Origin of the sequence: Stenotrophomonas sp. MYb57, assembly GCF_002966815.1 — a bacterium.
Classification (GTDB): domain Bacteria; phylum Pseudomonadota; class Gammaproteobacteria; order Xanthomonadales; family Xanthomonadaceae; genus Stenotrophomonas; species Stenotrophomonas indicatrix.
This window is the reverse complement of record NZ_CP023271.1, coordinates 165,529-183,389: the sequence shown is the minus strand read 5'-3', so window position 1 is coordinate 183,389 and position 17,861 is coordinate 165,529. Positions and strand designations below refer to the sequence as shown.

Here is a 17,861-nt window from a genome sequence, read left to right as displayed (position 1 = left end):
GCAGACCGCTACGGAAGCTCGAGCCTGGGCATCTTGAACGTGAACAAGGTGCCGGCGGCCGCACTGGACTCCACCTCCAACGTGCCGCCATGGGACCGCGCGATCTCCGACGCAATGTAGATGCCGAGGCCGAGACCCGGCCGCGGACGCTCACTCTTTTCACGTGAGAATGGGCTGAAAATCGCGTCCAACCTCGCTGATGGAATGTGTCCCTCGTTGTGTACGTCGAGCGTGAGCATTTCCGGCTCGGAGTGGACGGTCAGCGTAATCGGGGACGAGCGCTCTCCGTGTACCGCTGCATTGGTGAGCAGGTTGGCCAGGAGCTGTGCCAATCTGCTCGGGTCGCAGACCACGTCGTCGTCTATCTTTATGTGGACCTTGATGTCCTGGCGACCAGTGGCGATTGCCACCTCTTCCACAACCCGTTTCAGGTCTTCTTCCAGCGTGCTTGTCAGCTGCAGCGCGATGGGAATGCCGCCGCCCAGACGTCCCCTGGCGAAATCAAGCACGTCGTTGATCAGTCCGTCCATTCTGGCAACGCCGGAGGTGATGTGCGCGAGCATCCGTTGCTGGCGCTCAGTGCCCGCCTCACATGCCAGCGAATCTGCGGCGATGCTGATGGCCTGCAGCGGACTGCGCAGGTCATGACCCAGCACGGCAATGAACTGGTCGCGCAGGTCGGCGACACGATGCGCGTCGGAGAGCGCAGATTCCGCTCGCACAAGGCGATCTTCCTTGTCGAGGTAACTTCCTACCAGGTCGGCCAGCAGTTCCATGGAGCGTTGGACGTGGGCTACGTCGAAATTGGCCGGTGTCGAATCAATCGCGCAGAGCGTGCCGAAGAAGCTGCCGTCTGGCCGATGGATGGGAACGGACGCATAGCTCTCAAGCCCGTAGATCCGTGGCGTGTGATGCTGGGAGTAAATCGGGTGCTCGCTTGCATGCGCAAATACAACTGACGTCTCCGACTGCCTGATCTCGTCACAGATGGTGGTCTCAAGCACCAGTTGGCCGCCAGGAACCAGCCCGAACCCCAGGGTGTCGAAGGTGGCGCACGCGGTCCAGGTTGTCTGGGTCACGCGGGCAATAGCCGTGAATCGTGAGCCCGTGATGTGGGCGACGGTCTCCAGGATTCGCGGCACGGCCTGGATTCGACCAATCTCGGCGATGTCGTCCAGCAGATTGGGGTCCGTCAGCTTCTGCATGGTCGCTCGTCCGGTGGGCACCGCATCATCCCATGGAACCGTTGTGTAGGTTGATGCGAGGGTGATTGCGGCCTTTTCAGGCTTGGTCGTGGCGGACACCCGGGCCCCCTGCGGGAGGTGAACGACCGATCTGTCCGAATGCAGACATTGCGCAGGTCAGGCCATCTCCTTAGTCTCGTGGTCGCGCCGATCGTCGATGACCGTTCAGAACTTGATTTCCAGCGTTGCCCGATACAACAGCGCCGTCTTGCGGCGCCGCTCGATATCCGTCGAGCCGTTCTCGTCGAAGTAGGCGTTCCCCGAAATGATCGCCTGCTGCAGCAGTTGCCCACGCTCACGCGGAGCTTGCTCTTCCTGCTGATGCTGCATAGACCATAGACGCCGAACTCCCGGCGAGCGGCGCTGAACCTGGCTTGGTTCAACGTATTGCGGATGTAACCCCCGTCTTGGTAGATGAAGCTTCCGCCGAGGGTCAAATCAGTGTTCCGCTCGTAATCGGCAGCAAGCGTAGAGCTGAGCTTTGCCTGGTCCTGCAGACGGTTGGCGGGCCCGGGTACGCCGTCAACCCGCGACTAGTCGCACGTCAGGTTGAAGACAGAGGGCACCGAAACCTCCACTGCGGCCGTGACCCAGCTGCTGAAAGGTCTTGTAGGTGCTGGCTACGGGGACAAGCGGCAGGCTGCCGACGACCGGCGCAAGGTGCGGGTGAAGCTGACGGCCGCCGGTCGAGCGCGTCACCGGCAGCGCGAAGCGAACATCCAGCAGTGGATGCAGCAGGCGCTGGCGCACTCTACGACGCGCTGTAGGCCGCCCAGAGGGCTTTACATCAACGCACCCATATTTATAATCGACCGGATGGTTAAATATGGAATCCGGTGATGGGCCGTCGCAAAAGTATTGATCCGCAGCAGCTCCTTGATGCTGCCGAGCGCGTGGTCGCCCAGATGGGCGCGGCGCGCCTGACGTTGGATGCGGTGGCCGCCGAAGCCGGGGTCAGCAAGGCCTCGGTGGTCTACGACTTCCAGTCCAAGGCCGGTCTCATCCAGGCCGTGGTCGAACGTGCGGTGGCCCGCGACAACGCCTTCAACCGCGAGGCGGCCAAGGGGTTCAATCAGGATGCGCTGCTGCGCGGTCGTATTGCCGCAGCGGCCCAGCCCTTTCCCGAGGCATTCCAGCCGGTGGCCTTGGCGCTGTGCGCGGCCATGGCCCAGGATCCACAGCTGCGCGCGCCCATCCAGCACAACCAGGCGCAGATCCTGGCCGAGATCCAGCAGCAGGCCACGCACCCACGCAGCGCGTTGCTGGCATACCTCGCGCTGGAGGGTATGAAGCTGCTGGAGTCGCTGGACTACGTGCAGTGGCCGGCCACGCAGCGGCAGCAGCTGCTGCAGGACATTGGCGCGTTGATCGACACGCCGCCGCGCTGAACCCGTTCTCTCCCCCGAGGTAACCCTGATGAGTTCTTCCACCCTCTTCCTGACCGGAGGAAGCGGCTACGTGGGCCGCAATCTGATTCGCCGCCTGTGTGCAGACGGTCACCACGTGCGTGCGCTGGTGCGCAGCCCCCAGGCGGCGGCGGTGGTACAGGCGCTGGGCGCCCAGCCGGTACACGGCGATCTGCTGGACCCCGGCATCGCTGCGGCGATGGAGGGCTGCGCCGCGCTGATCCACGCGGCCGCCGACACCGACCACCGAAATGCTTCACCCAGCCAGTGGCAGACCAACGTGGAAGGCACCCGCAACGTGCTGACGGCCGCCCGTACTGCAGGTGTGTCGGTGGCCGTCGTGCTGAGCAGCGAATCGGCACTGACCACCGGTGCGCCTTTGCATCAGGCGCGCGAGGACCATCAGTATCCGGCGCGCGCAGCAGGCATCTACGGCGCGAGCAAGGCTGAAGCAGAACGGGTGGCGATCGCGCTATCCACACCGCATTTCGCAGTGAAGGTGCTGCGACCAAGATTTGTCTGGGGCCGCGACAACACGACCGCTATGCCCTACTTGCTGCAGGCCGTACGCAGCGGCCGCTTCGCCTGGATCGACGGCGGGCACTACCTCACCTCGTCCACCCACGTGGACAACTTGGCTGAAGCGGTCTGCTGCGCCTTGACGCGTGGTGCGGGCGGCCGTGTCTACCACATCTGCGATGGTGCGCCCGTGCCGTTCCGCCGTCTGATTGGCGCTCAGTTGCTGGCTTATGGCGTACAACCGCCTGAAAAACAGGTGCCGCGTGCGCTGCTGCGCGTTTTCATCGGACTGGATGACCTGTTCCGCAGACTGCGGCTGCCTCTGCGTGCGCCAATGACCCGCCAGGAGTTCGCATCTTCAGCGGTGGAGGTCACGCTGGATGACAGCCGTGCACGCAGCGAGCTTCGCTATCGTCCGGCGGTTACGCTGGAAGCCGGAATCGCGATGCTGCAGCGCCAAGTGGCCGAGCAAGACTGATACTCATCGAGCGATCAGTGGGAGAGCCTCGCGCGGTGCGTGGCCGAACAGCCGACTGAACTCGCGGCTGAATTGAGAAGGGCTCTCGTAGCCCACGGCGAACGCGGTGGCGGAGATGCTGGTGCCGCCCCGCTGCAGCAGGCGACGTGCCTCGATCAGGCGCAGCTGCTTCTGGTACTGCAGCGGTGACAGGCCCGTTGCCGCACGGAAATGCCGATAGAACAGCGCGCTGCCCATGCCTGCACGGCTGGCCAGCGCCGCCGCATCAAGCGGTTGCCGGAAGCTGCGTTGCAGGGTGCGAATCGCGCCCGCCATGCGCCGTGCCAAGGGAGATGGCTGGGCCATCGCCAGCAGTGCTGGCCCTGCTTCACCCTGCAACAGACGAAACAGCAGCTCACGCTGCAGGGCAGGCCACAGCAGCCGCTGTGCGTCGGGCGTGTCGAGGGCCAGCTCCAGCAGACGCAGCAGACAGCTCAATACGGGTGAATCCAGCGCTACCACACTGAATGGCGCAGGATGAGGCGCTTGGCCTGTAGGTGGGTTGCCCAACTGGCTCAGCAACTGTCGCAACAAGACGGTGTCCAACTCCACCACCAGCCCCAGAAAATACGTCTGGTGGTTGCCCCGGGCCACCATCCCGCGAGCGGGAACGGGCTGACGGGTGAGTAGTGCATCGCCGGCGCGATATTCCAGCACCGCATCGCCCACCCATACCTGTTTGGCCCCCTGTAGCACCGCCGCCACCGCGGGACGGTACAGAGCCGGGGCCGGAGCGCGCGTTGATCCTGTACGCGCCAGCCAAGCGCCGGGCAGAAGTTCCAGCAGCGGCTCCGCGTCCAGGCTGCGTGCGCGCAGCACCGCCTGCGCCTGCAGCGCTAATGCACGCAGCGGGGCTTGGCGATCACAGGTAGCAGGGGAATCGGGCAAGGATCGTGTGCAATTGGGCAAGTGCGGACGGCACCGTGGGCGCAGCATGTCACGCTCCGTTTCACGAGACAAAGCCACCATGAACAGCGTACACACCCCGCGCACCATCGCCCTGGTTACCGGGGGCAGCCGCGGCATTGGCCGCAGCATTGCCCTCCACTTGGCCAGGCAGGGTAGCGACGTGATGATTACCTACCAGCATCAGCAGGTTCAGGCCGCCGAAACCCTGCGCCAGATCGAAGCCTATGGCGTACGCGCCGCGATGCTGCCGCTGGATCTGGATGCGGTTGGATCACTGGAGACCTTCGCATCGGCTGTGCGGGCACAATTGCAGCGCTGGGGTGCATCGCACTTCCAACAGCTGGTGAACAATGCAGGGCTGCACGCACCATCGGCGTTCGGTGAGATCCGCGGCGATGACATCGACCTGCTGTACCGCGTGCATTTCAAAGCGCCACTGCTGCTGACCCAGTTGCTGGCGCCGCAGCTGGCCGATGGCGGCGCCATCATCAAGATCTCCACCAGCCTGACCCGCCACGTGGCTGCGGGCAGCCTGGTGTACGCAGCAATGAAGAGCGCACTGGAAACCGCCACCCGCTATCTCGCGCTCGAGCTGGGACCGAGGGGCATCGCGGTCAACGCCGTAGCCCCTGGCGCCACCGAGACCGACTTCTTCGGCGGTGCAGTGCGCGACGATGCCGCCGTGAACCACTACGTGGCACAGCACACGGCGATGGGACGTACGGGTCGCCCCGACGACATCGGCATGGCCGTGGCAAACCTGCTGGCGGGAAGCAGTCATTGGATTACCGGTCAGCGCATTGAGGCCTCAGGGGGAATGCTTCTGTAAGCGACTAGAGGGCCTCGCGATGTCAGCTTCTGGCCGAAAGCGGAAGCTGGCGTGTGCATGCAATCCGAGCAGATATTCGTCAACCCGGCCGGGCGCTACAGGTTCTGGAAATGTCCGGATTACCTGGCAGGTCGCCTTCGGCAACTGTGCCGCCGAGCTGATGTGTAATCGCTGGTTGACAAGGTAGAACGATCGTTCTACCTTGGCGCCATGGATAAGACAACGACCGACACCCGACTGAAGATCCTGGACACGGCGGAGGCGCTGATTTACCAGAACGGGATACATGCGACCGGCATGGATCTGCTGGTGAAGACCTCTGGCGTTGCGCGCAAGAGCATTTACCGACACTTTGAAAACAAGGACCAGGTTGCCGCAGCCGCATTGAACGCGCGGGACGTGCGCTGGCTCAACTGGTTCAGGCAGGAATGCGACAAGGCCGGCAGCCCGGAAGCGCGCATCCTGGGCATGTTCACGGTGCTCAAAGGTTGGTTCAAGTCCGAGGGCTATCGCGGCTGTGCCTTCATCAACACGGCAGGTGAGGTCGGCGATTCGCACGACCCGATCCGCAGGATCGCCAAGCATCACAAGCAGAAACTGCTCGATTACACGCTGGAGCTCACCGGGCAACTAAACATCGCGCAGCCGGCCGTTCTGGCGCAGCAGCTGCTGCTTCTGATGGAAGGCGCCATCACCGTATCGCGCGTGATGGGTGACTACGACGCCGCAGACACCGCAAGGGAAGTTGCGCAGGTGTTGTTGAAGCAAGCCACGCGCTAACGCCGCAGTAACCGAAATCCCGCCGCAGTACCCCGTTCATCCATTTCCATTGGAGGCCCCACCGTGTCCGCAGAAGCACCCCGTCCCCCTCTTCCCCCGTTCACTCTCGAATCGGCGATCCAGAAGGTTCGCTTGGCAGAAGATGGCTGGAATTCCCGCGATGCCGACAAAGTGGCGCTTGCCTATTCGCTCGACACCCAGTGGCGAAACCGCGCCGAGTTCACCAACGGCCGCGAGGAAGCCCGGCAGTTCCTTGCCCGAAAGTGGAAGAAAGAGCTTGAGTACCGCCTGATCAAGGAGTTGTGGGCATTCACCGGCAACCGCATCGCCGTGCGCTACGCCTATGAATGGCGCGACGACTCTGGAAACTGGTTCCGCTCCTATGGAAACGAGAACTGGGAATTCGGCGCGGATGGTCTGATGGAGCGCCGCTTCTCATGCATCAACGATATGCCCATCAAGGACAGCGAACGCAAGTTCCACTGGCCACTGGGGCGCCGCCCGGATGATCACCCGGGGCTGTCCGACCTGGGCATGTAAGTTGCGGAGCCAACGTGAGGAAGGCCTGCGGGCGTGAATGCGCCCGCGGGCTTTCCATGTCAGCACGGGGTGCTCCTTCGCTTCAGGGTCCGGCTACGGCTGCACTTCAGCGCGGAACGCGATCTCGATCAACTGTTCGGGGAAGGCGAGCGCGGAAACCCCGATGAGGTTGCTGGCCACCTGGGGAACAGGCTGGCCATAGACGGCAGGCCTGACCTTGCTGCTGGCGGCGAACGCCGCAGGCACATCAATGACAAACAGGGTTTCCTCAACCACATCCGCCAACGATCCACCCAGCTCGGCCAACAACACCTGCGCGTTCTCGTAGGTGCGCTTCATCTGCGCTTCCATGGTGTCGAAGTTGGCAGGCTTTCCATCAGCGCCCAGAGCGGCCGGCGCCACCAGCTGTCCCTCCGGCGTGTGCGAGAGCTGGCCCGATACGAAGATCGAATTGTTCACGCGCACGGCCTGTACATACCCATAGGCCGATTCCCACGGCACGCCGAAGCTGGCCGTCTTCCGGTTGGAGGTGCTCATTGCGTTGTCCTTCCAAGGATAAGGTCGCCAGTCTGCCGGCAGGCTCGGGTCCCCGCCTGCCCCGAACGGGTGAGGCAAGCGTGATCGTGAGCCTCGTGCGGCGGCTGCTGGCCGGAAGCAGACACAGCCTTCGGTTGCACCATCCATGCGCCGTTTGTTCAATCCAGCGCGTGCTCGGCCAGACATGATCTATCGGTCCCAATGCAATCCCGCACCGATGACAGATTCCGATACGTGCCGTTCGCCAGTCCAAAGTACCTTCCGACGTTGTGTCATCGGCGGAGAACGAAAGGACAGATCGGCACCGCCGCAGGTTACGGAGGGGGCGATAGCCTTCTCCACCCTGTCTTCCCTGGCCGCAGTATTGAGCGATGAGAACCGCCGGCTGTTGCGGCTGCTGCGCGAACTTCAACCCAGGTCGCTCACCGAACTGTCCGAGCACTGCGGGCGCAAGGTTCCAAGCCTTTCTCGTACCCTTCGGATGATGGAAGGCTATGGGCTGGTTGAACTGAAGCGGGTCGGGGCGTCTGTGGTGCCATCTGCCATGGCCACGCGCTTTCTCATAGAGCTCGACTAGCCCCACGCTGTATCGCCGCGTCGCGGAGTTCTGTCGTTATTGCCTCGCTGAGGTGTCAGCCCACTACGCTGGCAATCACGACCCATGTCGCATATTCCTCTATCGCTTAAGGCCCTTGCGCCATCGGCGTCTGGGGTGGCTTAACAGCGTGGGAGAATGCCGAAAGCGTCTTGCATCAAGCGTTGAATGCAACTTGTCTGATTGGCGTTGCGCAGCCACAGAGGTACAGATGGCGGGCCATCGAAAAAGGATGGCCGGGCCTCGAAGACCCGTGCGCTTGTTTGATTACGCTTGCCAGCCGGCGTCACCCCGCGTGACGCCGGCTGGCAATCCGTCTGCCGGCTATGGCGGGCGGAGCGTGGAGGCCCTGTGCCTGCCGGCTTCAACAAGCGCCCGGTTTTCGAGCCACGTCTCCGCCCGCCACCTTTGTGTGGCGGTTACCGTCTGTCCTGCACGGAGCCCCAGCCATGACTGCACCGGAATTCCCCCGCCCCCATCCCTATCGCGCAGCTGGCGATGCGTCATCAGAACAAGCATCTGCGATCGATCCCAGAGCTTTCATCGCCACGCTGACGCGGATTGGAAAAGGCGCAGCCGCCGACGGCCAGCCGTGGCCGGAGCGTCATCAGATGCCCGGCCGCCGCATGGCGCTGGCCGATGCGGACTGCGCACTGGCTGGCCTGCGCATCGCGCTGGAAATGCTGCTGGCGGCCGAGCGCGTCCGCCAGAACGGACCGGACGACGAATACGTGGGCGATCGGGTGATGGAGGGTTTGATGATGGCGTGCCTGGCGCTGACCGCGCAGGTCAGCGCGCGGATGCGGCCTGAGGCGTAACGCCGGAGAATCTTCCGGCGTTACCGCCGGTCATTCGCAGGAATCGCCTTCTTCCTTCAGCATCGCCTCGTCCACCGGCCGCTCGCGCTCGATCAGCGCGCGCTGCTCCGCGTTCGGCTCGCCCAGCCACCACACGTTGCAGCGAGTGGTAAGGCGGCCGACCATCTTCGAGTGCGTCGGCGAATACAGCATCGCCAGCGCGGTGGTCGAGCACTGGTGCGCCTGACAGGCCGTGTAGAGCCACCACGGCTCGCCCTGCAGCACCATCAATTCGCCAAGCCCGCTGGGACCGCTCAGCAGGCGTTCGCGCAGGGAGGGGATGTTCTTGTCGGGCGATTCGGCCGCCGCAGTGTTCTTCATCAGGGCGTCGAACGCGGCCAGCACCTTCGGGTCCTTGCGGCCGCAGTCGTCCACGGTGTTGCCGCCGACCAGGGTGAAGAAATAAGTCGCCAGCGGATTGTCTGCGCAGGTGAGTTCGGCGCCGGGGGTCTCACCTTCCGGCTCGCCTTCGTTGTCCCACACCGACGGGTCCACGCCGTCTTCGACGGAAGGCGCGTTCTCGACCACCGTGGCCGTGGCGGCTGGGGCTTCCGTCGGCGCAGCAGTAGTGGCGGGTGCAGCTGCGGTGCCTGCTTCCGGTGCCGGTGCCTGCGTGCACGCAGCCAGCAACGCGACCAGCCCTGCCATTCCCATCATTCGAGACGTCATTCCCTGTCCTGTGTCCATTCGCCCAGCCGGCGACCGCGTGATTCTACCCGCCAGCCAAGGTGGATACTCTGGCAATCACGCCTTCCATCACTGCCAGGATGCAGACGCATGCGCCGTTCACTACTTGCCTCGATGCTTCTCAGTGGCCTGTTGCTGGCCGTGCCTGTGATTGCGCAACAGCCCGCTGCGCCCTTATCCATCTCGCTACCCGATGTCCCCCTGCCCGCCGCGCTGGATCGCGTGCTGCGCGATTACGAACAGGCGTGGCGCGCCGGTGATGCGAAGGCGTTGGCGGGATTGTTCGCCGAGGACGGTTTCATCCTGCAGAGCAACCAGCCGCCCGTGCGCGGGCGCGCGGCGATCGAGGCGGCGTATGCCGGCCAGGGAAGCAGCCCGTTGCGGCTGCGTGCGCTGGCCTATGCCGCAGAGGAATCCACCGGTTACATCATTGGTGCCTACACCTACGGCAGCAACGCAGGCGATACCGGGAAGTTCACGCTGACGTTGAAGCGCGTGGCGGGTGGGCCGTGGATGATTTTTTCGGACATGGACAACACCAACACGCCGCCGCGGTCGCGGTGATGGGCGCTGCGGGTTCCACAGTAGATCCACGCCATGCGTGGATGGCTTTCGCGCACGCAAAAAAAAACCCCGGCACTGGGCCGGGGTTTTCGATTCACTTGAACAGCGTATCCGGATACTCCGGCTTCTGTTCGCGTGCCAACAGCGCACGCAATCCTTCTTCCGGGGTCTGCTCGCCATGCAGCACGGCGCGCACGCGGTCGGAGATGGGCAGGTCGATACCATGACGGCGCGCCTGTCGCATCACTTCGTCTGCGGTCTGCACCGACTCGACCACCTGACCGATTTCGCGGATGGCGTCCTGCAGCGTCTGCCCGCGGCCCAGGGCCAGGCCCAGGCGGCGGTTGCGCGACAGGTCGCCGGTGCAGGTCAGCACCAGGTCGCCCAGCCCCGCCAGGCCCATCAGCGTTTCCGGCTTGGCGCCGATCGCTGCCGCCAGGCGCAGCATCTCGTTGAGGCCACGGGTGATCAGGCCGGCACGGGCGTTCAGGCCCAGCTGCATGCCATCGGCGACGCCGGTGGCCACGGCCAGCACGTTCTTCATCGCACCGCCCAGCTCGGCACCGACCATGTCGTCGCCGGTGTAGGCGCGGAACGCCGGACCGTGCATCGCCTCGGCCACCGTCTGCGCGAACTCGGGCACGTCGCCGTGCACGGTGATCGCGGTCGGCAGGCCCAGGGTGACTTCCTTGGCGAACGACGGCCCGGTGACAACGGCCAGCGGCACGTCCTCGCCCAGCACTTCGCGCGCTACTTCATGCAGGAAGCGGCCAGAGCCGGGCTCGAAGCCCTTGGTGGCCCAGGCCACACCGGCACCGGCCGGACGCAGCGGTGCCAGCGCGCGCACGGTTTCACCGAATGCATGCGACGGGGTCACCACCAGGATCCAGGCGGCACCTTCCACCGCCGACGCGAGGTCGGTGGTGGCGCGCAGCGATTCCGGCAACGGAATGCCCGGCAGGTAACGCGGATTCTCGTGGCGCTGGTCGATGGCCTCAACCACGGCGGCATCGCGCCCCCACAGCACGGTCTGGCGACCGTGGCGGGCGAGCAGCGTCGCCAGCGCGGTTCCCCAGGAACCGGCGCCGAGTACGGCAATCTTGTCAGCGGTAGTGCTCATCCGTGACGTCGCGGCCGGGATCAGGCGTTGCCGGCCGGCTCGGAGTCAGCCAGCGACGGTGCGTCGCCCTGCTCCTGGCGCTGGCGCAGGGTTTCTGCGTACAGGCCTTCGAAGTTGATCGGCTGCAGGAAGAACGGCGGGAAGCCGCCGGCCTGGATCAGGTCGCTGACCAGCTGACGCACGTACGGGAACAGGATGTTCGGGCACTGGGTGCCGAGCAGCACGTCGATCGACTGCGGGTCCAGGCCGACCAGGCCGAACACGCCAGCCTGCTTCACTTCGGCCACGTACGCGGTGCGCTCGCCGGCCTGGCAGGTCAGGGTCACGGCCAGCACGACTTCAAAGGCATTCTCGCCCAGACGCTGGACCTGCTGGTTCAGGTTGAGCTGCAGTTCCGGCTGCACCTGGTCGTTGAAGATCGACGGGGCATTCGGCGACTCGAAGGAAACGTCCTTGACGTAGATCTTCTCGACGGTGAACGCGGGGCCGGTGGCGGCATCGACCGGCGCGACAGCGCCGTTGGTGGTCTCTTCGGACATTTCCAGTAACTCCAGTGAATGCAATGAAAACGATGGTCGAATTACTGCGATGGGGGCGGCGGAGGGCGCAAACAAGGCCACATCCGCCACCGCCTGCTATCAGTTGCGGCCCTTGACCAGCGGCAGTTCTGCCTGCTGCCACGCGGGGATGCCGCCGTCGAGCACGAAGACCTTCTCGAAGCCGGCCTTCTTCAGCGCCTTGGCGGCGGTCTCGGACGCGTTGCCGCTGCGGCACACCAGCACCACCGGGGCCTGCTTGGCGTTGGCCACCAGCTTGTGCTCGGGGCCGAACGCGCTGGCCTGGGCACTGCGGCTGCCGGCGATGTGGCCCTTTTCGAAATCAGCGCTGGGCGACAGATCAACCACCACCGTGCCGCCCGCGTTGATCAGCTGGGTCAGTTCGGCGGGCTTGATGCCCTTGAAGCCCCGGAACAGGCGGCGGATTTCGGTGACGATGAGGGCCACGGTCAGGCCGACCAGGGCCGCGGACAGCATCGGGTTTCGGCCTGCGAAGGCCAGCAACTCTTCGTAATTCACTCAGGTCACGGGTCGATTAAGCGGGCGCCGATTGTCGCACAAGCCGGGAGCGCCCCGTCACTGCCCCTGCCAGAGGTCCGGCAGGCCCGCACTCTGCCACCAGCGCTTGGCTTCCGGATCCCAGCGCCAGCGCTCGGTCACCACCACGGTGCGCTCGGCCTGGGTGTTCTGGTTGATCACCCCGATTTCGACCCGGCGCTCGACCTGGCCGCCGTCCAGCGATGCGCTGCTGCGCTCGCGGTAGGACGACACGCGCAGCTGCGCATAGCGGTTGAGCTCGAACTCGGTCGGCGGCTTGGACTTGCGCAGCTGCGGGTCCAGATAGGCGATGGCGTCGTCCATGCTGCCCCAGCGGATGGTGGCACCGTAGGCGATCTGGGTCTCTTCCAGCAGCTTGCGCTGCTTGCGGCTGAGGTCGTCGGCGGCAGCGCCGGCGGCGGCGCTGAGCAGCAGCAGGGAACACAGGAGGATCTGGATGAGGCGGCGCATCGGTGGGTTCCGCAGGGCGTCAGCCTGCCATCCTACCCTTTGGCGAAGGCAACGAAGCGACCGCTGAATTCGGCCGCGGCCTTGCCGTCGGCACCGGGCTGGGTGGCGACAATGCTGATGCGGGCCTTGCCGCGCTGGCGGAAGGTGGCCAGGAAGGTCTCCCAGGCGCCGCTTCCGGCCGCTTCGGCATGGGCATGCAGGTCTTCATAGACCGGTGCCAGGTAGCGCAGGTTGCTGTCGGCCACGTAGACCTCGGCGTCGTGGCCGGCCAGGCGCAGGCGCAGGCTGACCAGCGCCCAGCCGGACAGGGTCAGCACCGAGGCCAGGCTGCCGCCGAACGCATTGCCCTTGTCATTGACGTTGGCCACCAGCGGCGCGGTGATGCGCAGCACGCCGTCGGCATAGCCATCCAGGCGGATCTGCATCGCGCGGACCGCCGGCATGCAGTCCAGCACGTCCTGCAGGGCAGCCAGCGAAGAGGTCAGGGCATCAACAGCCATCAGCAGCAACCACGACAACGAAGGGCCCGCATAATGACGGTAATGGCCAACCATACGATACCCACTGGCTGGACCCTGATCTCGCTGCGCCCGCAGGGCCAGCAGGCGGCGCTGCGCCACGCCGCAGCAGGGCTGGGAGGCCGTACCGTCGCGCTTTCGCCCTGGCGGCTGCAGCGTCTGCAGGGCAGCGCCGCGCGCCAGCAACTGCAACGGGCGCTGACCAGCGATCGGGTGGTGTTCACCAGCCCGGCGGCCGTGGCCGCAGCGGCCAGCCTGCTACCGCTGGCGGCGGCGCAGCGCAGCCCGTGGCTGACGGTGGGCGAAGGCACGGCGCGTGCCCTGCTGGCCCATGGCGTCGCTGACGTCCATGCGCCCCAGCGGATGGACAGTGAGGGCCTGCTGGCGATGCCGGTGCTGGGCGATGTGCGGGGCATGCAGATCGGGCTGGTGACCGCACCGGGAGGCAGGGGCCTGATTGCCGCTGAGTTGCAGGCCGCGGGCGCGCAGATCACCCGCGCTGATGTCTACCGAAGGCTGCCGCTGCGCTTGTCACGGCGCATGCTGGCGCGTTTGGCCCGTTCTCCAACGCCTTGGCTGCTGGCCATCAGCAGTGGCGAGGCATTGCAGCGTTTCTGGCAGCAGCTGCCTGCGCACTGGCAGCAGCGGCTGCGGGCGAACGCGATCGCGCTGGTCGCCAGCGACCGGCTGGGCGCGCAGGCGCAGGCCCTGGGGCTGACCCGGGTGGTGCGCAGCGAGGGCCCTACCAGCGTTCAGTTGATGGCCGCTGCACACACTGCGCTCACCGGCCCGGCAGCGACCTGAACAGGCACCCGGCAGCGGCTTGCCGGTGTCGTCGGCAACAGTGATGCTGTGCACAACGCTGCCTGCCGGATCTGTTCCGGCATTGCCGCCGACAAGGAAGCCCGATGAACGACACTCTGCCGCCCGCTCCATCGCCCCATCGCCCCATGCGCTGGCTGCTGCCGCTCGCCGTGCTGGCGGTGCTGGGCGCGGGCGGCTATGCCGGCTACCACTATTGGCAGAAGCAGCAGAGCGACCAGCTGGCGCAGGCGCAGACCACCGCCGTGCAGCTGAAGGGGCTGGAGGCTACGGTCGAGGCCCTGCGCCGCGACCAGCGTGCTGCCAGCCAGCGCTTGCAGGATGCGGCCACCACCAACCGGGTGCTGCGCGACGAAGTGCTGGGCCTGTCGCAACGCAGTGCCCTGCTGGAAGAAAACCTGGCCAAGCTGGCCGACAGCGCCAACCAGGGCCGTCAGGCCGTGCAGCGCGATGAGGCCGAACTGCTGCTGACCCAGGCCGCACAGCGGCTGGCCTTCGCCGATGACGTGGAAGGCTCACGCCGGCTGTATGCGCTGGCCGCCACTGCATTGGCCGATCTGCCCGACAGCGACGGCCTGAACCTGCGCCAGGCACTGGTGCAGGAACGCAACGCGCTGGATGCGTTGGGCGCTGGCCCGCGCGTGCTGTCACTGCAACGCCTGGACGCGCTGGGCAAGGCCCTGCAGGGCCTGCCTTCGCAGATCGCGCAGACGCCGGCCAACAACACCGCAAAACCGTGGTGGCAGGCCGCGCTGGCGCCCTTCGTGGATATCACCCCGAGCCGCCTGAACGGCCCGCTGACGTCGGCCGAGCGCACCACCATCGATACGGCGCTGCAGCTGGAACTGACCCTGGCCCGCGCAGCGATCGAGCGCGGCGACGGCAAAGGCCGCGATGCCGCGCTGAACAGAATCGATCTCTGGGCGCAGCGGCGCTGGCCGGATTCACCGGACCTGCGCGCGCAACGTGCTGAACTCCATGCCCTGCGCTCGCTGCCATTGCAGGCCGATGACACCGTGCTTGGCAGCACCCTGCAACAACTGCGTACCCAGACCGACCGGAGGTAAGCCCGTATGAAACCCCTGCAATCACTGGTCGTGCTGTTGCTGGCAGTGGCCATTGGCGTAGTTGCCGCGCAATGGCTCGGCACCGATGACCTGAACCGCTACGGCGAAGTGACCCTGCGCTATGGCGGCTACGACTACCACAGCAACCTGCCGAAGGTAGCGCTGCTGTCGGTGATCGGCGTGCTGGTGCTGTGGCTGCTGTGGAGCCTGATCGCCGCACCGTTCCGTGCCTGGGGCCGCTACCGCCGCAAGCAGGGCCGGGTGCGCCTGATCGATGGTCTGCTGGCCTATGAGCATGGCCAGTGGCAGCGCGCCGAGAAGCTGCTGGATGGCGCCGCCAAGGATCCGGAAGTGAGCGGGGTTGCCCTGGCCAATGCCGTGCGCAGCGCGCAGGTGCGGGCCGATGCACCCGCTGCCGAGGCGCTGCTGCAGCGCCTGGGCGAAAGCGATGCGACCTTGCAGGCACTGCTGCGTGCCGAGCAGCTGTTGGCCAACGATCTGCCGGTGGATGCGATCAACGCATTGGATGTGGCGGCGATCCAGCCGCTGCCGCCGCGTGGTCTGTGGCTGCGTACCGAAGCGCTGGCACGTGCTGGCCGCGCGCACGAGGCTTACGGCCAGCTGGGCGCGCTGCGCCAGACCAAGGTGCTTCCGGCCGAGGCCAGCAGCGAGCTGGAAGCACGCCTGGCCGCGCAGGCACTGCTGGAAGCGGGTGACGTCAACGCCCTGGCTGCGCAGTGGGAAGCCACGCCGAAGGCGCTGCGACCGACGCCGGACGTGGTTGCCGCCTACGCCACCCGTGCAGTTGCACTGGACTGGGACGAACCGGCACTGCTGGCGCTTGAGCAGGCGCTGGACCACCGCTGGGATGACGAACTGGTGGCCGTGTATGGCCGTCTGCCGGCCGAACGTCTGGCCACGCGCCAGGCCAACCTGCAGCGCTGGCGCAATGTGCATGACGACTCGGCCGCCCTGCGCCTGGCCCAGGGCCGCATCGCGCTGGCGCAGCAGCAGTGGGACGCGGCCGATGCGTTCCTGCATGAAGCCATCGCCGCGGGTGCTGGTGCCCCTGCATGGGAAGCGCTGGGCGAAGCCTTCGCGCAACGTGGCGAACACGTGCTGGCCGCGCAGTGCCTGGCCAACGCGCTGCGCCTGCAGCGTGGCGAAGACAGCGTGGCGCTGGTGCGTGCACCGGCAGCGGTGGTTGACCCGCCGCGGCATGCGACCGTCGAGGAGCAGTCGATTGCACCGCTGCCGCCGGTGTACGACGCCAATGAAGAGCGCGACGCGTTTGGCAACCCGCGGATGCCGTGACCCTGGCTGAAGGTGTGCCGACCAACGGTCGGCACCCACCAGAGGATGCAATCTCGGCACCCACCAGGGGATGCAATCAACGAAAACGCCGCCCATCGGGCGGCGTTTTCAATTCCAACGTTGCCGGCCAGCGGCCGGCACTACCGTGGCGTTCAACGTTCGACGATCGCCACCACGCCCATGCCTCCGGCGGTGCAGATCGACACCAGCGCACGGCCACCGCCGCGCTCGGCCAACTGCTTGGCCGCCGTGGCGATCACGCGTGCACCGGTGGCGGCGAACGGGTGACCGGTGGCCAGCGACGAACCCAGCAGGTTGATCTTGTCCGGGTCGATGCGGCCCATCGGCGCATCCAGGCCGAGGCGGTTGCGGCAGTAATCCTCGCTCTCCCACGCACGCAGGGTGCACAGCACCTGTGCGGCGAAGGCTTCGTGGATCTCGTAGATGTCGAAGTCCTGCAGGGTCAGGCCGTTGCGCTTGAGCATCTCCGGCACGGCCACGGTCGGCGCCATCAACAGGCCTTCGCCGTGCACGAAATCGACGGCCGACACGTGTGCGTCGCGCAGGTAGGCCTGCGGCTCGTGGCCATGTGCGCGTGCCCACTCTTCGCTGGCCAGCAGCACGGCGGCGGCGCCATCGGTCAGCGGGGTGGAATTGGCTGCGGTCAGGGTGCCACGGCCGGATACCTTGTCGAAGGCCGGCTTCAGCGTGGCCAGCTTCTCCAGCGAGGTGTCGGCACGCAGGATGTTGTCGCGCTCGACGCCGCGGAACGGTGCGATCAGGTCATTGAAGAAGCCGCGCTCATAGGCTGCGGCCAGCTTCTTGTGCGAAGACACCGCCCACTCGTCCTGCGAGTCGCGCGAGATGTTCCACTCCTTGGCCATGTCCTCGCAGTGGTCGCCCATGCTCTTGCCGGTACGCGGCTCGGCCACGCCCGGAAACTCCGGCTTGAGCTCGGCGAACTTGAAGCCGGAGGTCAGTGCGCGGATCTTGTCGCCGGTGCTCTTGGCACGGTTGGCAGCCAGCAGGCGCACACGCAGCTTCTTGCCATACACGATCGGCACGTCGGAGGTGGTGTCCGAACCACCGCCGATGCCGGACTCGATCTGCCCCAGGGCGATCTTGTTGGCAACGGTGATGATGCTGTCCAGCGAGGTGCCGCAGGCGCGCTGCAGGGTGATGCCGGGGGTCAACGGCGACAGGCCCGAGGACAGCGTGGCTTCGCGGCCCAGGTTCCAGTCGCTGGAGTGCTTGATGACCGCACCCATCGCCACTTCGCCCAGCTGCTGGCCGTGCAGGCCGAAGCGCTCGACCAGCGCTCCCAGCGTACGCACCGACATGCCGAGGTTGCCGACATCCGAGTACGCGGTGTTCTGCCGGCAGAACGGAATGCGGACGCCACCGAGGATGGCGACGGGACGAGCGTTGGGCATGGAGATACCTGGCATGGATGAGGGTGTCTGCAACATGG

Annotated in this window: 23 protein-coding genes; 12 read left to right on the top strand and 11 right to left on the bottom strand. The window is 65.9% G+C overall.

Features of this window, described 5'->3' with window-relative positions; all coding sequences use genetic code 11:
* Positions 1-8 precede the first annotated feature (8 nt).
* Positions 9-1,205, bottom strand: a complete 1,197-nt coding sequence (locus CLM74_RS00785) for an ATP-binding protein (RefSeq protein ID WP_105163240.1) — start codon at positions 1,203-1,205, stop codon at positions 9-11.
* Positions 1,206-1,409: 204 nt separating this feature from the next.
* A complete protein-coding gene (locus CLM74_RS21420; protein ID WP_158684088.1) occupies positions 1,410-1,574 on the bottom strand; it encodes a hypothetical protein in 165 nt (54 codons plus the stop codon).
* 255 nt (positions 1,575-1,829) lie between these two features.
* Between CLM74_RS21420 and CLM74_RS00780 the strand changes: the two genes are divergently transcribed.
* The 3 genes from CLM74_RS00780 (at position 1,830) to CLM74_RS00770 (ending at position 3,647) form a co-directional block, all read left to right on the top strand.
* A complete protein-coding gene (locus CLM74_RS00780) occupies positions 1,830-2,084 on the top strand; it encodes a hypothetical protein (RefSeq protein WP_105163239.1) in 255 nt (84 codons plus the stop codon).
* Positions 2,084-2,632 carry a TetR/AcrR family transcriptional regulator gene (locus tag CLM74_RS00775; protein ID WP_105163238.1) on the top strand — a complete coding sequence of 183 codons (549 nt, stop codon included), beginning with the start codon at positions 2,084-2,086 and terminating at the stop codon, positions 2,630-2,632. Before CLM74_RS00780 ends, CLM74_RS00775 begins: the two co-directional genes overlap by 1 nt.
* A 70-nt stretch (positions 2,633-2,702) precedes the next feature.
* On the top strand, positions 2,703-3,647 hold the full coding sequence (locus CLM74_RS00770; RefSeq protein WP_199776065.1) for an NAD-dependent epimerase/dehydratase family protein: 945 nt from the start codon (positions 2,703-2,705) through the stop codon (positions 3,645-3,647).
* A gap of 3 nt (positions 3,648-3,650) precedes the next feature.
* Here the strand turns inward: CLM74_RS00770 and CLM74_RS00765 are convergent, their stop codons facing one another.
* Positions 3,651-4,574: an AraC family transcriptional regulator gene (locus tag CLM74_RS00765; protein ID WP_158684087.1), complete on the bottom strand. Its 924-nt coding sequence runs from the start codon at positions 4,572-4,574 to the stop codon at positions 3,651-3,653.
* Between the two features lie 79 nt (positions 4,575-4,653).
* Here CLM74_RS00765 and CLM74_RS00760 point away from each other — a divergent pair, with 79 nt between their 5' ends.
* From CLM74_RS00760 to CLM74_RS00750, 3 genes are all read left to right on the top strand, one after another.
* Positions 4,654-5,424 (top strand): SDR family oxidoreductase, encoded by a 771-nt coding sequence (locus CLM74_RS00760; protein ID WP_105163235.1) that lies wholly within the window; start codon positions 4,654-4,656, stop codon positions 5,422-5,424.
* A 210-nt stretch (positions 5,425-5,634) separates the two neighbouring features.
* Positions 5,635-6,204 (top strand): TetR/AcrR family transcriptional regulator, encoded by a 570-nt coding sequence (locus tag CLM74_RS00755; RefSeq protein ID WP_099786282.1) that lies wholly within the window; start codon positions 5,635-5,637, stop codon positions 6,202-6,204.
* 63 nt (positions 6,205-6,267) lie between these two features.
* Positions 6,268-6,744 carry a nuclear transport factor 2 family protein gene (locus CLM74_RS00750; RefSeq protein ID WP_025875918.1) on the top strand — a complete coding sequence of 159 codons (477 nt, stop codon included), beginning with the start codon at positions 6,268-6,270 and terminating at the stop codon, positions 6,742-6,744.
* A gap of 93 nt (positions 6,745-6,837) precedes the next feature.
* On the opposite strand, the gene CLM74_RS00745 is transcribed toward CLM74_RS00750, so the two are convergent.
* Positions 6,838-7,281: a Rid family hydrolase gene (locus CLM74_RS00745; protein WP_025875920.1), complete on the bottom strand. Its 444-nt coding sequence runs from the start codon at positions 7,279-7,281 to the stop codon at positions 6,838-6,840.
* 364 nt (positions 7,282-7,645) lie between these two features.
* Between CLM74_RS00745 and CLM74_RS21610 the strand changes: the two genes are divergently transcribed.
* Together CLM74_RS21610 and CLM74_RS00735 are read left to right on the top strand one after the other, a co-directional pair.
* Positions 7,646-7,858 (top strand): helix-turn-helix domain-containing protein, encoded by a 213-nt coding sequence (locus CLM74_RS21610; RefSeq protein ID WP_199776064.1) that lies wholly within the window; start codon positions 7,646-7,648, stop codon positions 7,856-7,858.
* A 467-nt stretch (positions 7,859-8,325) separates the two neighbouring features.
* Positions 8,326-8,694 carry a hypothetical protein gene (locus CLM74_RS00735; protein WP_033832719.1) on the top strand — a complete coding sequence of 123 codons (369 nt, stop codon included), beginning with the start codon at positions 8,326-8,328 and terminating at the stop codon, positions 8,692-8,694.
* Positions 8,695-8,724: 30 nt separating this feature from the next.
* On the opposite strand, the gene CLM74_RS00730 is transcribed toward CLM74_RS00735, so the two are convergent.
* Positions 8,725-9,402 carry a hypothetical protein gene (locus CLM74_RS00730; protein ID WP_105163234.1) on the bottom strand — a complete coding sequence of 226 codons (678 nt, stop codon included), beginning with the start codon at positions 9,400-9,402 and terminating at the stop codon, positions 8,725-8,727.
* A gap of 108 nt (positions 9,403-9,510) precedes the next feature.
* On the opposite strand from CLM74_RS00730, the gene CLM74_RS00725 reads away from it, so the two are divergent.
* On the top strand, positions 9,511-9,984 hold the full coding sequence (locus CLM74_RS00725; protein ID WP_105163233.1) for a nuclear transport factor 2 family protein: 474 nt from the start codon (positions 9,511-9,513) through the stop codon (positions 9,982-9,984).
* Between the two features lie 94 nt (positions 9,985-10,078).
* Here the strand turns inward: CLM74_RS00725 and CLM74_RS00720 are convergent, their stop codons facing one another.
* From CLM74_RS00720 to CLM74_RS00700, 5 genes are all read right to left on the bottom strand, one after another.
* Positions 10,079-11,104: an NAD(P)H-dependent glycerol-3-phosphate dehydrogenase gene (locus CLM74_RS00720; RefSeq protein ID WP_025875929.1), complete on the bottom strand. Its 1,026-nt coding sequence runs from the start codon at positions 11,102-11,104 to the stop codon at positions 10,079-10,081.
* A 20-nt stretch (positions 11,105-11,124) separates the two neighbouring features.
* Positions 11,125-11,643, bottom strand: coding sequence for a protein-export chaperone SecB (gene secB, locus CLM74_RS00715; protein WP_025875931.1), 519 nt, complete (start codon positions 11,641-11,643; stop codon positions 11,125-11,127).
* Positions 11,644-11,742: 99 nt separating this feature from the next.
* The gene (locus CLM74_RS00710; RefSeq protein WP_025875933.1) at positions 11,743-12,180 is read right to left on the bottom strand and encodes a rhodanese-like domain-containing protein; all 438 of its coding nucleotides are present in this window, start codon (positions 12,178-12,180) and stop codon (positions 11,743-11,745) included.
* 57 nt (positions 12,181-12,237) lie between these two features.
* Positions 12,238-12,669, bottom strand: a complete 432-nt coding sequence (locus tag CLM74_RS00705) for a hypothetical protein (RefSeq protein ID WP_032978037.1) — start codon at positions 12,667-12,669, stop codon at positions 12,238-12,240.
* A gap of 32 nt (positions 12,670-12,701) precedes the next feature.
* The gene (locus CLM74_RS00700) at positions 12,702-13,169 is read right to left on the bottom strand and encodes a YiiD C-terminal domain-containing protein (protein WP_032951885.1); all 468 of its coding nucleotides are present in this window, start codon (positions 13,167-13,169) and stop codon (positions 12,702-12,704) included.
* Positions 13,170-13,202: 33 nt separating this feature from the next.
* On the opposite strand from CLM74_RS00700, the gene CLM74_RS00695 reads away from it, so the two are divergent.
* The 3 genes from CLM74_RS00695 (at position 13,203) to CLM74_RS00685 (ending at position 16,390) form a co-directional block, all read left to right on the top strand.
* On the top strand, positions 13,203-13,991 hold the full coding sequence (locus tag CLM74_RS00695) for a uroporphyrinogen-III synthase (RefSeq protein ID WP_105163232.1): 789 nt from the start codon (positions 13,203-13,205) through the stop codon (positions 13,989-13,991).
* Between the two features lie 104 nt (positions 13,992-14,095).
* Entirely contained in the window at positions 14,096-15,076 is a 981-nt protein-coding gene (locus CLM74_RS00690) for a uroporphyrinogen-III C-methyltransferase (RefSeq protein ID WP_105163231.1), read from the top strand.
* A gap of 6 nt (positions 15,077-15,082) precedes the next feature.
* Complete coding sequence (locus tag CLM74_RS00685; RefSeq protein ID WP_105163230.1) at positions 15,083-16,390, top strand: heme biosynthesis HemY N-terminal domain-containing protein; 1,308 nt, start codon at positions 15,083-15,085, stop codon at positions 16,388-16,390.
* Between the two features lie 152 nt (positions 16,391-16,542).
* Here the strand turns inward: CLM74_RS00685 and CLM74_RS00680 are convergent, their stop codons facing one another.
* On the bottom strand, positions 16,543-17,838 hold the full coding sequence (locus CLM74_RS00680; protein ID WP_105163229.1) for an acetyl-CoA C-acetyltransferase: 1,296 nt from the start codon (positions 17,836-17,838) through the stop codon (positions 16,543-16,545).
* Between the last annotated feature and the right edge of the window lie 23 nt (positions 17,839-17,861).